General features: G+C 62.5%; 9 protein-coding genes. 5 read left to right on the top strand and 4 right to left on the bottom strand.

The window, feature by feature from the left end:
* The first annotated feature begins 6 nt into the window (after positions 1-6).
* From FJ940_RS13075 to FJ940_RS13055, 5 genes are all read left to right on the top strand, one after another.
* The gene (locus FJ940_RS13075; protein WP_210243512.1) at positions 7-10551 is read left to right on the top strand and encodes a DUF5801 repeats-in-toxin domain-containing protein; all 10545 of its coding nucleotides are present in this window, start codon (positions 7-9) and stop codon (positions 10549-10551) included.
* A 26-nt stretch (positions 10552-10577) separates the two neighbouring features.
* Complete coding sequence (locus tag FJ940_RS13070; RefSeq protein WP_140498145.1) at positions 10578-10946, top strand: hypothetical protein; 369 nt, start codon at positions 10578-10580, stop codon at positions 10944-10946.
* A 453-nt stretch (positions 10947-11399) separates the two neighbouring features.
* Entirely contained in the window at positions 11400-12599 is a 1200-nt protein-coding gene (locus FJ940_RS13065; RefSeq protein ID WP_140524688.1) for an ABC transporter substrate-binding protein, read from the top strand.
* A gap of 19 nt (positions 12600-12618) precedes the next feature.
* The gene (locus FJ940_RS13060; protein ID WP_140524689.1) at positions 12619-13305 is read left to right on the top strand and encodes a thermonuclease family protein; all 687 of its coding nucleotides are present in this window, start codon (positions 12619-12621) and stop codon (positions 13303-13305) included.
* Positions 13306-13409: 104 nt separating this feature from the next.
* Entirely contained in the window at positions 13410-14156 is a 747-nt protein-coding gene (locus FJ940_RS13055) for a GGDEF domain-containing protein (RefSeq protein WP_140623836.1), read from the top strand.
* 124 nt (positions 14157-14280) lie between these two features.
* On the opposite strand, the gene FJ940_RS13050 is transcribed toward FJ940_RS13055, so the two are convergent.
* Genes FJ940_RS13050 through FJ940_RS13035 form a run of 4 tightly spaced genes read right to left on the bottom strand, consistent with a single transcriptional unit; the run spans position 14281 to position 18717 of the window.
* Entirely contained in the window at positions 14281-15093 is an 813-nt protein-coding gene (locus FJ940_RS13050) for a formylmethanofuran dehydrogenase subunit C (RefSeq protein WP_140623838.1), read from the bottom strand.
* Complete coding sequence (gene fhcD / locus FJ940_RS13045; protein WP_140515165.1) at positions 15090-15998, bottom strand: formylmethanofuran--tetrahydromethanopterin N-formyltransferase; 909 nt, start codon at positions 15996-15998, stop codon at positions 15090-15092. The genes FJ940_RS13050 and fhcD overlap by 4 nt, the downstream gene beginning before the upstream one ends.
* Positions 15986-17617 (bottom strand): formylmethanofuran dehydrogenase subunit A, encoded by a 1632-nt coding sequence (locus FJ940_RS13040; protein WP_140515164.1) that lies wholly within the window; start codon positions 17615-17617, stop codon positions 15986-15988. Before FJ940_RS13040 ends, fhcD begins: the two co-directional genes overlap by 13 nt.
* On the bottom strand, positions 17611-18717 hold the full coding sequence (locus FJ940_RS13035; RefSeq protein ID WP_140498161.1) for a tungsten formylmethanofuran dehydrogenase: 1107 nt from the start codon (positions 18715-18717) through the stop codon (positions 17611-17613). The genes FJ940_RS13040 and FJ940_RS13035 overlap by 7 nt, the downstream gene beginning before the upstream one ends.
* Positions 18718-18782 lie beyond the last annotated feature (65 nt).

The following is an 18782-nucleotide window of genomic DNA, read 5'->3' as shown; positions in this document are numbered from 1 at the left end:
GTGAGCGTGACCGTCACGGATGGCGACGGCGACACCGCCAGCGCCAGCGCCGATGTCTCGGGCCAGATCAGCTTCGACGACGATGGTCCGAGCCTGACCATCTCGCAGCCGAACGGTGCCTTGAACGGCCTGTTCCTGGACGGCTTCGTCCCCAATGGCGACGCCTGGGGTGCGGGCAGCGGCACCACGACCGGTCCCGCCGGCGCCTGGACCGTCACGGCCTCGCCTTACGAGGGCGCCAGCAGCATCGAATTGCAGAAGGTCGGTGACGGCTATCGCGGTGCAGACAGCCCGACCAACAGCGTTATGGTCGACCTCGAGGCCAGCCCCGGCAACATCCAGATCTCGCAGACCATGCTGCTCAGCGCCGGCGAATACCGCATCTCCTTCGAGATCGGCGCCGCCAACGACACCAGCCTCCCACACAGCGCCAAGCTCGAAGTGCTGTGGAACGGCGTCTCGGTCGGAACCTATGATCCCACGTCGGGCGTCATGCAGACCATCGCCATCGACGTCACGGCGACGGCCGGCGACAACTCACTGACGTTCCGTGAAATCGGCGAAAAGGGCGACAATACCGGCACCTTCCTTGCCAACATCAAGGTGGGCGACATCATCGTTATCGACGAGACCGCAGGTGTCGATGCCGATTCCGACGACACCACTAATCAGGCCGTCAAGGACCTGTTTATCGGCGTCAATGCCGGGACCGATCCCGACATGCCGCTGCACCAATATGCGCAAGGCAGCGGCGGCGTCGTGAACGCCACGGCGCTGTTCGGCGCCGACGGACCGGCAGCGAAAGCCTCGCTCGTCTATGCGCTCACCCTTGCCAGCAATACGGGCGTGGATTCCGGCCTGAAGACCACCGATGGCCACGCAATCTCGCTGTTCAACGACGGCAACGGCCACATCATCGGCGTCTATGACCCCAACAACAACGGCATCACCGCCACCGACAAGGTCGCCTTCGCCCTGCATGTCGATGCCGCCACCGGCCAGGTCGCGGTTGCGCAATACGTCTCGCTCCAGCATCCCGACACCCACAGCAACGACGAGGGCATCGCGCTCGGCGCCGGCTCGGTCTCGGTCACCGTGACGGCGACCGATGGCGACGGCGACCACGTCACACAAAGCGCCGACATCTCCCAGACCATCGTCTTCGAGGATGACGGGCCGAAGGCCGTCGGAACCGCCTCGATCACGGCGAATGTCGACGAAGACGGGCTTGCCGGGCACAACCCAGATGCCGGCAGGCCGGGTGAGACGGGAGCGATCGGCCTTTCCGCGACCGTCACGGGCGCTGCCGGCGCGCTGACCGCGCTCGTCGACTTCGGCGCCGACGGCCCGGGCGCCCAGGCCTTTCATCTTGCCTCGACGGCCGTGCCGGCGGATTCCGGCCTTACGTCGCAGGGCGCGCATGTGCTCATCGTATCCGATGGGAGCACCTTGCATGGTTATGCCGAGGCAGGAAACGGCGCCGGCTTCTCGGCCGGCGACCGCGAGATCTTCCAGCTGACCGTGGGGGCCAACGGCTCCTACGTCTTCACGCTCAAGGATCAGATCGATCATCCGGCGCTGGACGGCAAGGCCGGAGACAATGGTGAAAACCAGCTGACGAGCCCGATCGATCTTTCCTCGTATATCGTCGCGACCGACGGTGACGGCGACTCCATCCCCCTTGGCGCCGGGACCTTCCTGATCCAGGTCCTCGACGACATTCCGGTGCAGACCAGCGCCACCGTCTCCGGCAATGTCGGCGAGGACGCGCTTTTGCTGGCGAACTCGAATGGTCATTCCGTCGGCAATCCCGACGGAGATGGCCTCGGCACGGTCGCGACCGGTTCGCTGAGCTCGCTGGTCTCCGCCGGGGCGGACGAACCCGGTTCCTTCTCGCTGATCCAGAACCCCGCTGGCTTGCCGGCGGCGACATCGAAGGGCGAGGCGATCGTCTACCACGTCGACGGCACGGTGCTGACCGGCTATGTCGAGAGCGGAACACCCGGCCTCGATGCGGGCGACCGCAAAGTCTTCACCCTCGATGTCCAGCCGAACGGCACCTACACCTTCACCTTGCTGGACCAGATCGACCACCTGCCGAACTCCCCCGCCAACGATGACAACCAGAAGCTGGTGCTCGACTTCACACATGCGCTCCAGTTCACCGACGCCGACGGCGACACGATCGCGATCACCGGCGAGACGACGACCACGACAGCCACAACAGGCATGAGCCTGCATTCCGGCCATTACGGCACCTATACCGTGGGCGGCGTTACGTTCGACGGACTAACGTTCAATGGAGCCTTGGCTCACGATTTCAACAATGGCGCCGGGAGCGATTCCTTCAACGTTTCGGGTCAGGGCGTCGGCATCGGCGACAATCATATCCATGACAATGAGGGCTTCATCTTCTCGCGGCCCGGCACCGACGCGGTGAGCTTCACCATCAACGGCAACGGTTCGGGCACAATTTCCTGGGAAGCCTACAATGGCGCCGGCGTGCCGGTTTCCGGGAGCTCCGGTTTCCAGACAGGAACGATGACTGTGCCGGCCAACGGCTCAGTCGTCACGATCGACCCGGCGGGCACGTTCGACCATCTGGTGATCCGCTTCGATCTCGACAGCGGCGACAAGATCCGCGCCGAAAATTTCCTCTATACGTCGACCACCACCACCAGCGGCGGCGTCTTCACCATTGGCATCGAGGACGACATTCCGGTAGCGCTGAACGGCAGCGCCAATCTTCCGACCGTCTACGAAGACACACTGACCGGCCTGTCGAGCGGAAATTCGGAAGGCGGCAGCCAGCCAACCTCGGTTACGTTTGGGGCATCGGCCTTCGTCCCACTGCTTTCGATCGGCGCTGATGACGACGCGACTTTCTCCTTCAACGTCGAAAAGAATGGAACTCAGGCGGGCGTGTCGTCGGGGGGATCGGCGGTTCATTTCGTTGTGGGTGTCGATGCCGTCGATGGTGTCGCGGCGGACGGTCGCACCGTATTCACGATTGCGGACAACAACAACGGCACCTTTACGCTGACGCTGCTCGATCACCTCGACCATAGCCTCAATTCCGGCGACAGCGGAACGATGGCGATCGACATCGGCTCGCTCTTCAAGGCGACCGACTTCGACGGCGACAGCGTCAACCTGGCCGGCACGTTGAACATTGTGGTCGAAAATGACAGGCCAGTGATCGTTGCGGCGGAGACCACCGTGGCGGAAAGCACCGCAGCGGGTTCCACAAACGCATTCAACGCGGCCTCCGCGACCGGCTCGCTGGGAATCTCGTGGGGAGCCGACAACGCCAATCCCGATACCGGCACGCATGACCGCTCAGTCGCCTTCAGCCCGTTGCTGACGGGTGTCCAGGCCGGCCTGACGTCCAATGGCGATGCCATCACCTACACTCTGTCCAGCAACGACGCCGTGCTGACGGCGACCGCCACGCACAACTCGGTCATCCGCACCATCTTCACCGTGTCGATCAACGATCAGACTAACGGCAACTATTCGTTCAACCTGCAAGACAATATCGACCATCCGGCTGGAGCCGACCACAACGACAAGGCCCTGTCCTTCGGCTTCAACGCGACGGATTCGGATGGCGACAGCACGTCGTCCGCCTTCACCGTGCATGTCACCGACGACATTCCGGTCGTCACCAGCCCTGCGGGTACGGGCAATGTGTCGGAGAGCCTGCTGCCCCTGGTACAGCCGACATCAGGCAATCTCAATATCGACTGGAATGCGGACGACAAGGGATCGAGCCACCTCGAATTCGCGCGCGGTCCCGGCAACACTCTCATGGCGCCCGAAGAGCTGACCTCGGGCGGCGTTTCGCTGGAGTACACAGTCCGTCTTGCCGCCAATGGCGTCGATGAGGAACTCGTCGCCTTCAAGCAAGGCGACACCGTATCCAATCCCGTCTTCATGGTGACCCTGAACGGCGTGGGCACGCCGACCTTTGTCTTCACCCTCTGGCAGCCGCTTGACCACGACCACACCGGCGGCAGCGACGCCTCGCTGCCGCTCGGCTTCACCATCAAGGCCGTCGACGGCGACGGCGACTCCGTCACCCAGAGCTTTACGGTCAATGTCGCGGACGACGTGCCGGCGGCAGCGATGAATGCACAGGTCCAGCTCGATGACGACGCGCTGGGCGGCAATCCCGATGGCACCGGCGATGTCGATCCCGACACCGCCCACACATCCGGTACGCTCGGTCACACCTACGGCGCCGACGGCGCCGGTACGACGCTGCTCACCGGCGCAACGCTGCCGGTTGCGGGCGGGTTCTCGGTGACCTCGAACTCGGGAACCGACCTGATCATCAGCCAGATGCAGAACAACGTCGTCGTCGATGTGCTGAAGGTGCATCTGGCCGACACCACATCCGGCGCCTACACGGTCACGCAGCTTCATGCGATCGAGCACCCTGCCGGCGACGACGAGAACAATCTGCAGTTCGGGGTCAACTACACCGTCACGGACGGCGACCACGACACGGCCACCGGCACGCTGTCGATCGATGTCGACGACGACACGCCGACGGCGAGTGTGAGTGCCTCGCAAAACGTCGCCGAGGGCACAACGGTCACCGGCGTGCTGGACTTCGTCGCCGGCGCCGATGGTGCCACGGTGACGCAGATCAACGGCAAGACCCTGGTGTTCGGCGCCGATGGCTACTCGCAGCCAATCGTCTTCGAGCACGGCACGATGGCGGTCATGGCGAATGGCAGCTACACATTCACCGCGCAAGGCGACGACGTCTATCTTACTGGAGGCACCGCAACCGGCACCTTCACCGTAAAGGATGGCGACGGCGACACGTCGACCGCCAACTTCGGCTTTGCGATCAACGACACCACCAACGACACGACGGTCAACCTTAGCGCCTCGACGGTGTCGGAAGGAGCGGTGGCCAACTACGTCTTCACGGCAACACTGTCGAACGCCTCCCAGGGCGTGACCACGATCACAACCAACCAGGGCGACATCACGATCGCGAACGGCCAGACCACCGGCACGCTGACGATTGCCTCAGGCAATGACGAGGACGTCTATCTCGACGCGTCGAGCCGGACCGCGACCATCATCAACACCAGCGGTGGCAATTTCGAGCATCTCGTGGTCGGCGCCGCAACGGCGACGGCGCAGGTCACCGACACTACCAACACGGTGACGGCGACGCTCACGTCCTCAACAATCCCGGTCTCGGAAAATGGCGGCTCGATCCTCTACACGGTGACGCTGACCGGTACTCCTGGTTCGGTCGCACCGACCGCACCACTGACCTTCACGCTGGCCAATGGCGAGACAGTGACAGTCGCCACCGGCGCTACGACAGGATCCGTGACCCACACCTACACGGACGCCCAGATCACCAACCAGGCGAATATTTCCAATTCGATCGCGTCGGTGCAGTCGGGGGGCAGCGAATACGAGCATCTGGTCACGGCGGGCTCGACCACTGTCGACGTCAACTACTTGACGACGCTTACCGGTCTGACGCTGCAAGCTTCGGGCGGGGATACGTTCGTCGATGAAAAGGGCCTGGATATCCGTAGCGGCGAACCTGCGGGATCTGGCGAAAACGACAACAATCCGGCTACCAATGTCGATCCGTCGGAAAGCAACACCGGCGCCTTCGGTTTCACATCGCCCGACGGCCTGGTCACGCTGACGATCGGGACCACGGCGCTGACCTTGGCGGAGTTACAGGCCGCCTCGCCCGGAGCGCCGGTGACCATCTTGGGCGGCCCGGCCTACGGATTGCTCCAGGTGACAAGCTTTGTCGGAGACGCGACCGGCGGCACGGTGACCTACAAGTTCACCTTGCTCGACAATGTCACCCATCCGAATACAACGGCGGATGCGACGCCCGGTGACCGTGGCCTCCAGGATCAGGTGTTTGCGAACTACGGTGTTGTCGTTACAGACACCGACGGCAGCAGCACCACCTCTTCGCTCGACATCGCGATACGCGATGATGGCCCAACGGCCCACAATGACACCGATTCCTTCGGCACTGGCATCATAGGCAGCTCGATCCTCGGCAATGTGATAGACGGCGCCGGCACCAACGAAGGTCTGCACGGCACCGGTATCGACACCCTGGGTGCCGACGGCGCCAAGATCAGCGGCGTCACTGGCTCTGGTGGATCGGACACCGATGTGGCTGGCGGCGGCTTCGTCGTCAGCGGCCAATTCGGCACGCTGGCTCTGCAGGAGGACGGCAGCTACGCCTATACCCGTGTCTCCGGCCTGGCCGGCAGCGACGTGTTCACCTACACGCTGAAGGACGGCGACGGCGACACCTCGACCGCGACGCTGACCGTCGGGCTCGACAGCACCGGTCAGCCGACCGCCACCTCGTCGAGCATCGTGGTCGACGAAGACGATCTTGCCGCGGGCGTCCACAACACCAATAGCACGGGCGACGATACGACTTCGAACCCTGCGAACATGTCGCTTGGCAGCTATGGGCCGGACGGGCATGGCTCGCTCAGCTTCGACGTTGCCAATGGCGACACCGTCATGGACGGCGCTTTCACAGTGAAGCATGACGGCGTCGCGCTCCACTATTACTACGACACCGCCTCACACACCTTGTACGGCACGACCGACACGTCTGGCGCGACGGCCGCAGCCAGCCACGCCGCCTTCAAGATCGAGGTCGACGAGACAGCGGCGACCTATAACTTCACGCTGCTGCAGGAGGTCGATCACCCGCAGGGCGGCGACGAGAACGACATCAATCTTTCGCTTAGCTACACCATCACCGACTCCAACGGCGACCACGCCAACGGCACGGTCGGCATCAAGATCGACGACGATATGCCGACTGTCGCAGCGGATACCGCGACGGCCGTGGCTGGCACCAAGCCGACCATGAACGCGATCCTTGTGCTCGACTTCTCGCAGAGCATGAACGATACCGTCCCGGGCACGGGGCAAACGCGCCTCGCGCTGATGAAGTCGGCCGTGGCGGATTTCCTCGCGAGCAACGACGTCACGTTCACGCAGATCACGGTTTATACCTTCGGAATCAGCGGGAGCTTCATCGGGCAGTATTCGGATCCGGCAGCGGCGGCTTCGGCCATTGCGGCGATCAACTCGACCTCGGCCGGCACCAACTACGCGAGCGCCGTGAGTCTGGTCAGCGGCACGACGGGCAATGGTTACGCCAATCTTAGCCATCCCGCGGCGGACCAGACCAATCTGTACTTCCTGACCGACGGTGACCCGACTGGCGGCACTCACCTGACCTCGGCGCAGCAGACGGCATGGACCAACTTCCTCAACGACAGCGGGAACGACCCGGACTATCCCGCGGTCAATCACGTCTATGCCGTCGGCTTCAGCGATATCAATAATACGAGCTTCCTTGACGAAGTCGCGCAGCGTAACCAAGACAGCACGCAAATCGTCAAGGATCCGACCATATTGTCGGCCACGCTGTCGGCTTCGTTACCTGGTGAGGTAAACGGCAATCTCCTCGGCAACGACCATTTCGGCGCCGATGGCGGGCATGTCTATTCGATCACGGTCAATGGTACGACCTACACTTGGAACGGTGCGACGGGGGCGGGCTCGCAAATCACAGAGGCCGGTGCGATCACCGGCACAATCACCGGTCAGACGACGGTGACGGGCATTGCCACGGCAATTGGTGGACATTTCTCATTCCATTTCGACACCGGCGCATGGACCTATACCAGCCCGACCAATGTCGCCTCGAATACGACCGAGAGCCTTAACTACACATTGGTGGATGGCGACGGCGACAAGGCGAGCTCGAGCTTGACGGTTAATGTGGTCGTCCCGGTGCATCCGGAAACAAACGCTGTTTCAGCCAGCGGCGCGGAGGACGCATTGGATGTTGCGATCACGCTGACGGGCTCCGACGGCGACGGAACCGTGACTTCTTTCAAGATCACCAGCCTGCCAACCAACGGCACGCTCTATCTTGACGCCGCGCATACCCAGGCGATCGCGCTCGGCGGGTCCGTGCCGGCGGGTACGTCGATGATCCACTTCGTCCCTACCGCCAACTACAATGGGCAGGCTACGTTCCAGTATGCCGCCTTTGACAACGACGGCTTGCAGGACAGCACCCCGGCGACGGCCACGATCACGGTAACGGCGGTGAACGATGCACCGACGGCGACGATGGACTCGACAACCTACGCGGCCACCGCGCAGACGAGCCTCACCCTTTCGGGCACGGGATTGTCTATCGCCGACGTCGACGCCGGCAGCGGTTCGATGACGGTGACCCTGTCGGTCACCGAGGGCACGCTGTCGGGGTTGGCTGGCAACAGCGGCGCGACGGTCTCGGGCAGTGGTTCGACGTTGACGATCACCGGTACTGTGACGCAAATCAACAATCTGCTCGGCGGTGTGGACACAGGTGCTGGCTCAGCCGGAACGATCACCTATGTCGACAATGTGGTCACGCCATCTTCGACAGCCACACTGACACTCACCGTGCATGACAACGGCAACACTGGCGGCGGAGATCTCAGCGCCAGCGACACGGCGACGATCAGCATCGCTCCTCTGAACCATGCGCCCGTGGCAGCTGATTTGACAGTGGTGTCAAACTACGGTGGGGGAGCATTCGCCGTGGCGGACGCTGCCTTCCTGGCGTTTGCATCCGATCCAGATGGGAACATGCTTAGCATCACCGGCGCATCTGCACAGAACGGATTCACGACTCTCAATCACAACTCTGGCCAGATCAATATAAACGACAACAACAACGCCGGTGGGACCTTTACCTATACAGTGAGCGATGGATCGCTGACCGATACGGGTACAGTCACCTACCAGCAGGACACAGATGGCACCGTATCGGGAACCAGCGGCAGGGACATCGTCGTTGGCAACGATAGTGCGAGCACGCTGGACGGTGCAGGCGGCAGCGACGTCATCCTCGGCGGCTCTGCCGGTGACACGATCATCGCGGATCAGGTCGATCTGTTGATCAACGGCGGCGGCGGGACGGATACCTTGAGTGTCAACGCGAACTTCACCAGTTCGAGCGACGCTCAGCTTGTCAATATCGAGAATGTGACACTAGCAGCAGCGGCAACCCTCAACCTGTCCAACCAGACAGAGGGCTTCAAGATCATCGGCTCTTCGGGCATCGATACGATCGTCGGTGGTGCAGGCGCAGATACCATCAACGCACGTGGCGGTAATGACACCCTTACAGGCGATGGCGGGGCGGATCAGTTCCGACTAGCGACGAACACAGGAACAGATACCATTACCGACTTCCAAGCCGGAATCGACAAGATTGGCTTCCTCGAAGGCACAGGAGCCGGTGCTGTCAACTTCGGCATCTCAGGAACAGCGGCGGGACAACCCCTTACCAACAGTGATGGCAATTTTACCGCCCGATCGAGCATCGGTGCTATCGATACTACCGACGACAATCAGCTGGTGCTGATTACCTCTTCGACCGGCCAGACATCAGCTCAAATCGCTGCCGCAACTGCCGCTGCTACAAACACCTATATGGCTGTTTTCAATTCGACCCTCGGCGTCGGACAGATTTGGCATGACACAGACTGGAGCACCACTGGGAGCCGAGTTCTTGTAGCGACGTTGAATGGTGTTACCGCTGCGCAGATGGCAGGCCTGCAGGCCTCCGACTTCGTTGTCTACAACAGCGCTACCGACCCCATTGTCCTCGATCTGAACCACAACGGCTTCACCTTCTCCGACCTCAGCCACGGCGTCCAGTTTGACATCAGTGGCGATGGGGCGAAGGACCAGGTCGCCTGGAACACCTCGAATGACGGCATGCTGGCGGTGGATCTCAACCATGACGGCAAGATCGACGACGGCACCGAGCTGTTCACGCCGAGCTTCGGCGGCGGCAAGTTCGCCAGCGGGGCGGCGGCACTCGCCTCGCTCGACGGCAATCATGACGGCGTCATCGATCACAATGACGCCGCCTTCGACAGCCTGCTGATCTGGAAGGACGCCAATACCAACGGCGCCAGCGATGCCGGGGAATTGTCGCACCTCGCGGATAACGGTATCGTCTCGATCAGCACGGCGGCCAGCCCCGCCGTGGGCGAAATCGACGGGCAGACCGTGACAGGCAACGGCACGTTCCAGATGGCCGACGGCACCACCGGCAACTATGTCGAGGTCGAACTCGACACCTCGCTCGGTGCCCCCGCACAGCCAACCGTCGCCTCCGACGGCACGAAGACCTTCGCCATCGGCTCTCTCGAGGTGACCGACCTGATCGCCGACTTCCATGACGGGGCCAAGGGCGACCAGATCGATCTTACGGCATTGCTGAAGGGCCTGGCCGGCGTCACCGATCTCGAAGCCGGCGGCTTCGTGGAGATCGCGCAGTCCTCGGCCAACGCGGCGAACGCCGAGGTCAAGGTCGACACCAATGGCGGCGGCGACAACTATCACACGGTGGCGGTGCTGGAGAACTATACGTTCCACAGTGCGGCCGAAGCAGTCAAAATACTCTATGACGACAGCCATGGTACCAAGCAGGACGTGGCCTAAGGGCAAAAGGAAACGGGGTGAGCAACATGAACAGAATCTTGCGGGTGGCTTTTGGGGCCGGTCTGCTGTCGATCTTGTCGACGGGCCTCAATGCCGCCGACATCATCGAAGGACCCACGGGCGATTATTGCGGTGTCGTCGGCACCTCCAACCTGGTGCTGAACGACAACATCGTCGATCTCAGGGATCAGGTGGTGAAGCTGATGGACGAGTCGGTCGCCGTCGCCAACAGCTCGGAATGGATCAATTCGTCCCGGCCGGTTTTCGTCTGGGCCTCGGAAGCCAAGGTCGCCTGCGGCATGGCTTACGGCTATCTCAAGACGAACTACAAGGACGAAGACACGCTCAACAAATGCGAGTGTTTCCACGATCGCATGGTCGAGTACATGCACTGACCGGATAGGCAACCTGCGCCTGTTGGCCACCATGGCAGCGGACGGATCAACTCCTGAAGGCGATCGCCGCAACGATCGCCCTGGCCGGCATTGGCCAAGTCGTCACGCTGGCTTGCGCCGACCGGCTGGAGCAGCCTCCCATGGCACAACCTCCGTCGTCCGGCTCGGCGCAGCCGATCCCATTGTGACGCAACCGCAGTGTGGTATGCGACAGACATTCAAGGCGTTCGCGAGCTATCAGCCGACCGTGCCGTTGCCGATGGCGACGTTCGGCGTTTCCGCGTTTTCGTCGGACCGCGATACCTTCTCAGGGCAAGCGCGACGGGTCGGGGCGCTGAGGGCCCGGCTCTTCGGCGGCTGAGGAAAAACAGGACGGCACGACCAGTTCGCCGTAACATGCGTCGGAGACCAGACCGGGAATAATAAGCCGGCGGTGAACAGGGTGGGACAATCATGGAAGCTGGCCGACGGGTCCGTGGGCTGAAGATTTGGGCAACCGCCTTCGCGCTCGCCGCGGTATTGTCGGGCTGCCAGTCGAAGGGGGGCGTTACCGAAGCGCTCGATCCGGCGGCGATTGCCGCGCCTGCCGGGCAGGACGGCGCCCCGGCCGCCGGCCCGGCCCAGGCAACCCAGTCGATGGGTGCCGGTTCGACGAAAATTACCATGCTATTGCCATTATCCGCCCCGGGAACGGCGGGGGAAAATGGCCGCAAGATGCTCGATGGCGCCAAGCTCGCGATGACCGATATCGGCAATGGATTGCTTACGCTGACGGTGGAGGACACCAGGGGCGACAACGCACAGGCCGGCAAATTGGCGCTGCAAGCCCTGACGACCGGCACGAAAGTCGTCATCGGGCCGACCGAACTGCCGGCAGCCCAGCATATCGCCACATTGTCGGGATCGAAGCGGCCGCCCGTGCTGGCGCTTGCCGACAATTTCGCGGGCGGCGCCGGTGTTTATGCCGTGCGCCTCAGCGAAGCGGACAGTGCGGCGGCGGGCGCTGCGGGCATCGCCGCAAAAGGCGGAAAAAAATTCGTATTGTTTGTCGCGGGTGGCTCGAATGCCAGCACGGTCGAGAAGCGGGTCGCCAACAGTCTCAGCATCTATGGCGCGACGCTCGCCGTCACCGTTCCATATTCGGCCGGCGACGGCGCCGCCAAGGCGGTCGACGAAATGGCCTCGCTCGTGGACACTCCCGACGCGGTCATCATTGCCAGCGGCGATGCCAGCCCGTCGCCGATACTTGCCGCTCTCAAATCAAAGGGCATTGCGGGCAAGGCGACCTCCGTCGTCGGAACCAGCCGTTGGCTGGAGCATCCCATGGAACCATCGTTCGAGGGAGCCTATATCGCAACGCTCGATCCGGGCGAAACCGGGCCGATCGCCGATCGCTTCAGGACGACATACAATTATCCCGCCGACGTCAACGTAGCCTACGCTTATGATATGGTTGCGCTGACTGCAGGAATTGCCAGCGCGGTCGGACCTGACGGTTTCAGCAAACAGGTGCTCGAAAATCCGAGTGGATTTCGCGGATCGACCGGCCTGTTCCGCTTTCGCGCCGATGGATCCAGCCAAAGATCGATGCCATTCTATCGGATAGAAAAGGGTGCGCTCAAACTGGTTGCCAAATCGACCTCGGGGTTCTGACCGTCCGGTAACGAACGCTGTGCTGGCCCGCCTGGTCATTACGGTCGGAGGCCTCGAACTGCTGTTCGGGATTGCCCTGATCATGCATGCCGGAGCCTTGCTTGCGACCGACAGGCCTGCCCTTGGGACTCGTGTCGAGAATGCCGGGCAACCAGCCCGGTCGCAGACGACTGTTCTCGACGGAAGATGGCGAGAAGCGCGCAGGGTTGCCGAGGGCATTGTCGCGCTGCCGTCGATTGACCTGCCCGAGATCGAGCGGATCGAAGCCCGGCCGCCGCTCGGCGACCTCGGCCTCGCCGTGCCCCCTAAAACGCCCATGCCAGATGACTGGCGCGAAACCCTGCTCTTCCGGCCAATGGCAACGTCATCGGCGACTTTCGAATCCATGGGACGCAAAGTGGCCGTCAGTGGTGTGGCCAGCATAGAACCGGAAGCCACCTGCTCGTTTCACGATGTCGCTTGGTCCTGCGGCCAGCGCGCACGCGCCGCCTTCAACTCCTGGCTGCGTGGGCGCGCGCTGAAGTGCTTCATGCCGCCGGAGATCGAACGTTTTGCCATTGCCGCGCCGTGTAGCCTTGGCAAGCAGGATGTCGGCGCCTGGCTTGTGTCCAACGGCTGGGCGATCGCGCTGCCCACCGGCATCTATGGCAAGGCGCAAGCAGTCGCCGAGGACGCGGAGGTGGGAGTTTTCGGCCCGCCGCGATAGGCGAAATCGATTCACGATTCGCACATCGATCAAATTGTATGGTTTGCCGCAACTGAAATTGCGCATGCCGGCGCTATGCTCGCCGATCTGACAGGAGATTGGTAATGGCACAAGCCGAAACGACCGCCACCGAGCCGGTATGGAAGGGTGTCGCGTGGCTCGCCTTCCTGGGGACCGTTGGCAGCCTTGCCCTCTCAGTGGGCCTCAATTACCTGCTGTTGTTCAGCGATGTCTTGACGCCGTTCGGGCGCAGCATGGTCACTGCGGTGCTGCTGCCTCTGATCATCGGTCTGCCGCTTTTCGTATTGATCGGCTTGAAGCAGGCCCAGATCCGCGGCTACCGGCGGGAGCTCAACAGGGCCGAGACCTATGACAGGGTGACAGGCTGCCTGAACGGCCCGGTTTTCACCTCGATGGTCGAGCGGCGCGCGGCCAGGCCGTCAGCGCCAGGGCCGCGCTCGGGCGCCTTCCTGGTGATTCATGCCGAACACCTTCGCTCCATAAATCTTCGCTTCGGCCCAGATTGGGGCGATGAGGCCTTGCGGCTCGTCGCATCGGCCATTCAGTCTTCGGTCCGCAAGGAGGATATGGTAGGTCGCATAGGAACATCGATGTTCGGAGTCTTTCTTCCAGGTACGACCGAAGCGGAGGCCGCGGAAATTGGCGAGCGCATTCGGGCAAGCGTCGCGCGGGTCTATTTCGCGCCCAAGGGGACCGAGGACGTTCTGGCGATCAGCCTGGGAAGCACCGTGTTTGAAACCGAGCTTGGATTCGAGGACATGTTTCGCTCAGCGGAAGCGCAATTATCCGCCCGCGCATCCGCCGAAACGCGCCCTACAGGTCTCCAATAGCCCGGTGTAACGTGACCGAAGCCAATACCTGGCGGCAAATCGACGTTTGGACACATTCCTAAAGCTCAGCGAGCAGGGCCGCTCGACAGGCACAAGCATTTGATCGATCTCGTTGCCGGAAACCTCATCGGCGCGGAAAGAGAACCTCGCCCATTCCAAGCACCGCGTTGTCACCGCCATATTTATGTGGTGCGCTCCCCAGCAGCGGCCGTTTCAAAATGCCTTCTGCGATCAGATGACGATCGATGATGATGGCAAAAACGCTCTCCGGCGCGCCACACTCGACGAAGCTCGGCGACAGATGTCCTGGCGCGCGATCAAGAAGGATCGAACCGCGACGCATCAGGTAGCCGGGCATTTCACCGATGCCACCGGCTACCACCAGCGTGCCCGCGATCATGCGGCTGCCGGCATAGTCGCCCGAGCCTTTCAGCACCGAGATCAGACCGCGCCGCATCCGGTCTGCGGCGAAGGCGCCCGCCCTGCCCCTGACGATCAGCACGCCGCCATTCATGCCGGCCAGTTCGCCGACGAGCGGAGCGCCAAGGTGATCGCCGGCATTACCTGTTATCTCCAGCCTGCCGCCGCGCATGCCAGAGCCGGCGTGCGGCCCCGCATTGCCTTCGATCGTCAGCTTGCCGCCGCGCATGGCGCGCCCGGCCTGCGCGCCAGTATTGCCGATCACGCGAACCGATCCACCTCCCATGCCTTGCGCCACCCGGTCGAGGCGCGCGCTTCCTCCTTCGAAGACGATGCTTAGCGGATCGCTGCCGGCGAGGCGAAAAATGTCGCCCACCTTCGATCCGTGCTTCGACATGCCGATCCGGATTTTTTCGATATCCCGTCTTTCGCTCCCAGCAAGCCGCTCCGGCGTCAGCGGCGACAGGTCGAGGCGCTCAGGCGGTTCGGCAACAAGAGTGAAGGTCAGCGCCTTCATGGCAACATATCCTTCAGCGAATAGATGAACTTACCGAGCTTGCCGCCGTAATTGCCGGCGCCGATGCGAACCGCGCCTTTCTTCGGTCCGATCTGGATGACGGCCTTGATGCCGGCCTTCATCGCCGCGGCAACGGCATCATTGGTCTCACCATCAATGACGATTTCCAGGACGGCGTTGATGTCGGGGCCGAGCTCACTGGCAACCACACCGCGCAGTGTCGGCGCGTAGGCTTCGTTGGCCGAGGCGATCATGCCCTTGTATTTGCCACCTATCTTGGAACCCGAACGGGCGATGCCGCCCGGGAACGGCACGATGGCACCGGGCACCATTCCGATCGCGGCGACCGCGGCCTCGGCCGCGACCAATGCGTTGGCGCTGCTTTCGGCCATGACAAAGAAATTGCCGCCGCCGACGGCTTCCTTCGTCAGTCCGGTTGTTGCCTCGCAGAGGAATTCACCATCCATGACGGGAATGCGCCAGAAATGCCTGTCGCCGATCTTCTTGGAGATTTGCCAGCCGTCGCCGAAATAACGCAGTGCCGAACCGAGCTTGAGCTTAGCGCTGCCCTCCAGCCCGGCAAAGCAGGCGGAGCCCGGCGAAGTCAAAACACACTGCCCGACGCGATTGAGCAGTTGCTTCTGCAATTCATCGGTTCCCATCGCGAAGATCATCACGCGGCAGCCGGGCCGGCCATCCGGGGTGGCTGACGGCGGCAGGTCGGCATCGATTGCCGCTTCGCAGCCGCAACCGATTACCGAGGTGGCGAAGCCGGTCATCGTGATCGCCGCCTGCCGTGCCCATTTCCGGTTCGGCGCGGTGATGATGATGGCGGTTGCCCGCATCCCAAAGGCTTCGGCAAAAGTATCGTCGATCGTTACGCCATTTACGCTCACGTTCGGCATGGCACCTCGCCGAATGGCTGTTCACGCGCAATCGCGGAATCCGGGAAATTGAACCAATCTAAGGACAGGCCGTAGCGCTGCTGGTGATAGTCCTCCAGACGCCGCACCATCGCCTTGTCCACAGGTGGATTAAGCCTGAGGGCCTTGCCCCAGCGGTAATGGATGATCTCCCCGTCCTGCACGACGAGATCGCCATCCTTGAAAACATATGCCGCCTGTCCGAGCATTTTCGCGATACTTTCGTTCCTGCGATAGACAGCAATATCGGCTATCGCGCCGGCGCCGAGATGGCCTCGATCCGTCAACCCAAGCAGCCTGGCCGGCGCTGCGCGCGTCATGATGGCTATTTCCTCGAACGTGTATTCGCGGTCGATTGCGGACAGGGTAGAGTGCGCTAAGGCGGATCGTGAAAGTCCAGCGGCCATTTCGGTGCGTGCTTCCCGCCTCATCAGCAGCTCGAACAGAGCCGGATAAGCGGTAAAGGGTGCACCGTTGGGGTGATCGGTGGTGAAGAACACACGCCAGGGATCGTCGATCAGGAGAAAAAGCTCGAGCCCGATCGCCCACTGCATCGTGCCATAAAAGTCCTTGCCATAGCTGTAGGGCACGATGCCGCCGCCATTGCCATCCCCGTCATGAATGACGGTCTTTTTCGGATGTGCGCTGCCCCGCGCCGAGAACTGCCGCATGACGTCGGAGGAGACCGTGACCGTCTGACCGAACATCACCTGACCGATATCGATGGTGACTTCCGGCGTCGTGTTGATAAGCTCGGCAAGCCGCGCGGCAGCGGAGGAAAATCTTCGCTTTCCTTCCGTGCCATAGCCATAGAACTGGAGGTGGGCGAGGTGCAGCGGCTGCCCATCCGCCGCCGCAATCGTCGCGGCCGCCGTGTCCGCAGATCCGGGAATGCCCAGATTGTTGCAATGGACATGCAAAGGATGCGGCAGGCCAAGATTGTCGACGGCGGCCTGCAGCGTCTTGACGATGTTGCGCGAGCTGACGCCGTAGGAAGGCACCACATCGTCCAGCGCGAACGTGCGTGCGTTTTCCTTGAAGGCGGCCGCTGCACCGGCATTGATCACCTTGACCCCGAGCGCTCGCGTCGAGGCGACCGTCCAGGCGACATAGTCCTCGATCATTTGAGGTGTGGCGGCGTCACGGATCATTGACAGCAGGAAGTCGTCGTTGCCGAGAATGGCGAGCGTCGCCTTGTCGATGATCGGGATGTCGGCCAGCTCGAGATGGGTGTGGAGTGCAGATCCCGGCGACATCGCCGGTTCGACGACCGTCGTGAAGCCCATCTTGGCGTAGAGACAGCCGGTCTGGAAGGTCGACCAGCCGGCATTGGAGAGCGGCGTGGTCGCCGGTCGGGCCTGATGGGCGGCATGCTGTTCGGGCAAGAGAAGCCGCGCGGTATTCACGTTACCGCCGCCAATGTGGGAGTGGATGTCGATGGCGCCCGCCATCACGATGCAGCCGGCGGCTTCGATGGTCCGGTCGGCCACCCCCTCAGCCGGCGCCGCGACGATCTTGCCGTCCTTGATCCACAGGTCGCCCTTGCCGAGACGGCTGTTGACGGGGTCGACGATGTCGCCGTTGGCAATTTTCGTCAGCATGGCAATGCCTCGGCGAAAACCCGACTGGCGACCAGGCGAATGATCGTCGCGGCGGAGGGCAATTTCGAAGCAGCGCGGGTATCAGTCGACTTCAGCGAGCCGGTACGGCTGGAATAGACAACCGCATCGTGATCGACTCCAGCTTCGCCAATGGCGATGGTGACCGCGGCGCCTGTGACCGGCTCTTCCGTTTTAGCCAGCGCAATCAGTGCCATGCGTCCCCTTTTTCTCGGGAGTTGGGCAACCGTGGCGGAGATCCGCAGGTGCAGGTCGGCTTCGCCGGCGGCGATCATGCGCGCCACATCGTAACGCCAGGGATCGAATTCCGGGAAGCCCCGCGCAAAGCCCGTGCGCAATGGAAAACCTGTCATCCAGGTCGAGGCGAGCACGCTTCCCCACCCGTTTTCGCTCGCGGGCAGATGAAGACCAGATGCACGTGATTTGCGATTGAGATCGGCGATCAGCCCCTGCAGCATCTCCAACGCCAACCCATCGGTCGCATGGCCTGAAAACAGGAACACGGGAAAATGCGCAGCCGCCAGAGCCTTGGCGAAATCGTTGAAGTTCGACACCGGTCGCGATGTTTGCCGCCCCTTGTACTGCGCCCTCAGCGCCGCCAGCGTGGCGCCGAGGCTAGCCTGGCCACAGGAAAGGAGCGTTGCCTTGCGCCCGTTTTTCAACGGCGGCGCGGACACCCCGTTCGATCCCACCAGGAAGAACTCGCGCTCAATCCCGGTCGAGAGATCGGGCCTGGTCGAGAGATCGGGAACCGTGCCAGCGAGTTCGGTAACAAGATCATGATGGGTTTGTGCGAGTTCGCCCACGATCACCACGATATCGGCACGCCGGCGCGTCTCCCCAGGGGCGACGGTCATCGCGCCCCTGTCGGTAAAAAGCATGGTCTCTCGGGCAAGTGCCGCGCCGTCGGTGTGATCGTATGCCGCGCCAAGCCGCTCGGCCAGCGCGATCGCCGCCCTCGTGCCGTGTATGTCCGTATCAAAGCTGAAAACCGGGCACCGGCTTGACGATAACAGCGACGCGGCATGCGCAGCCGCGCGCTCGACCAGCGCTTCCCGGTTGCCTATCCAAGCAACCGCCATTCGCTACACTACTTTCTGGTGCCGGCCCGATCCTAGACGAAACTGGATTGGCCGTGAACCCCGCT

The organism is Mesorhizobium sp. B2-3-7 (genome assembly GCF_006442695.1).
Taxonomy (GTDB): Bacteria; Pseudomonadota; Alphaproteobacteria; order Rhizobiales; family Rhizobiaceae; genus Mesorhizobium.
Note: the sequence above shows the minus strand (reverse complement) of the source record. Positions and strands in the feature narration are given on the sequence as shown.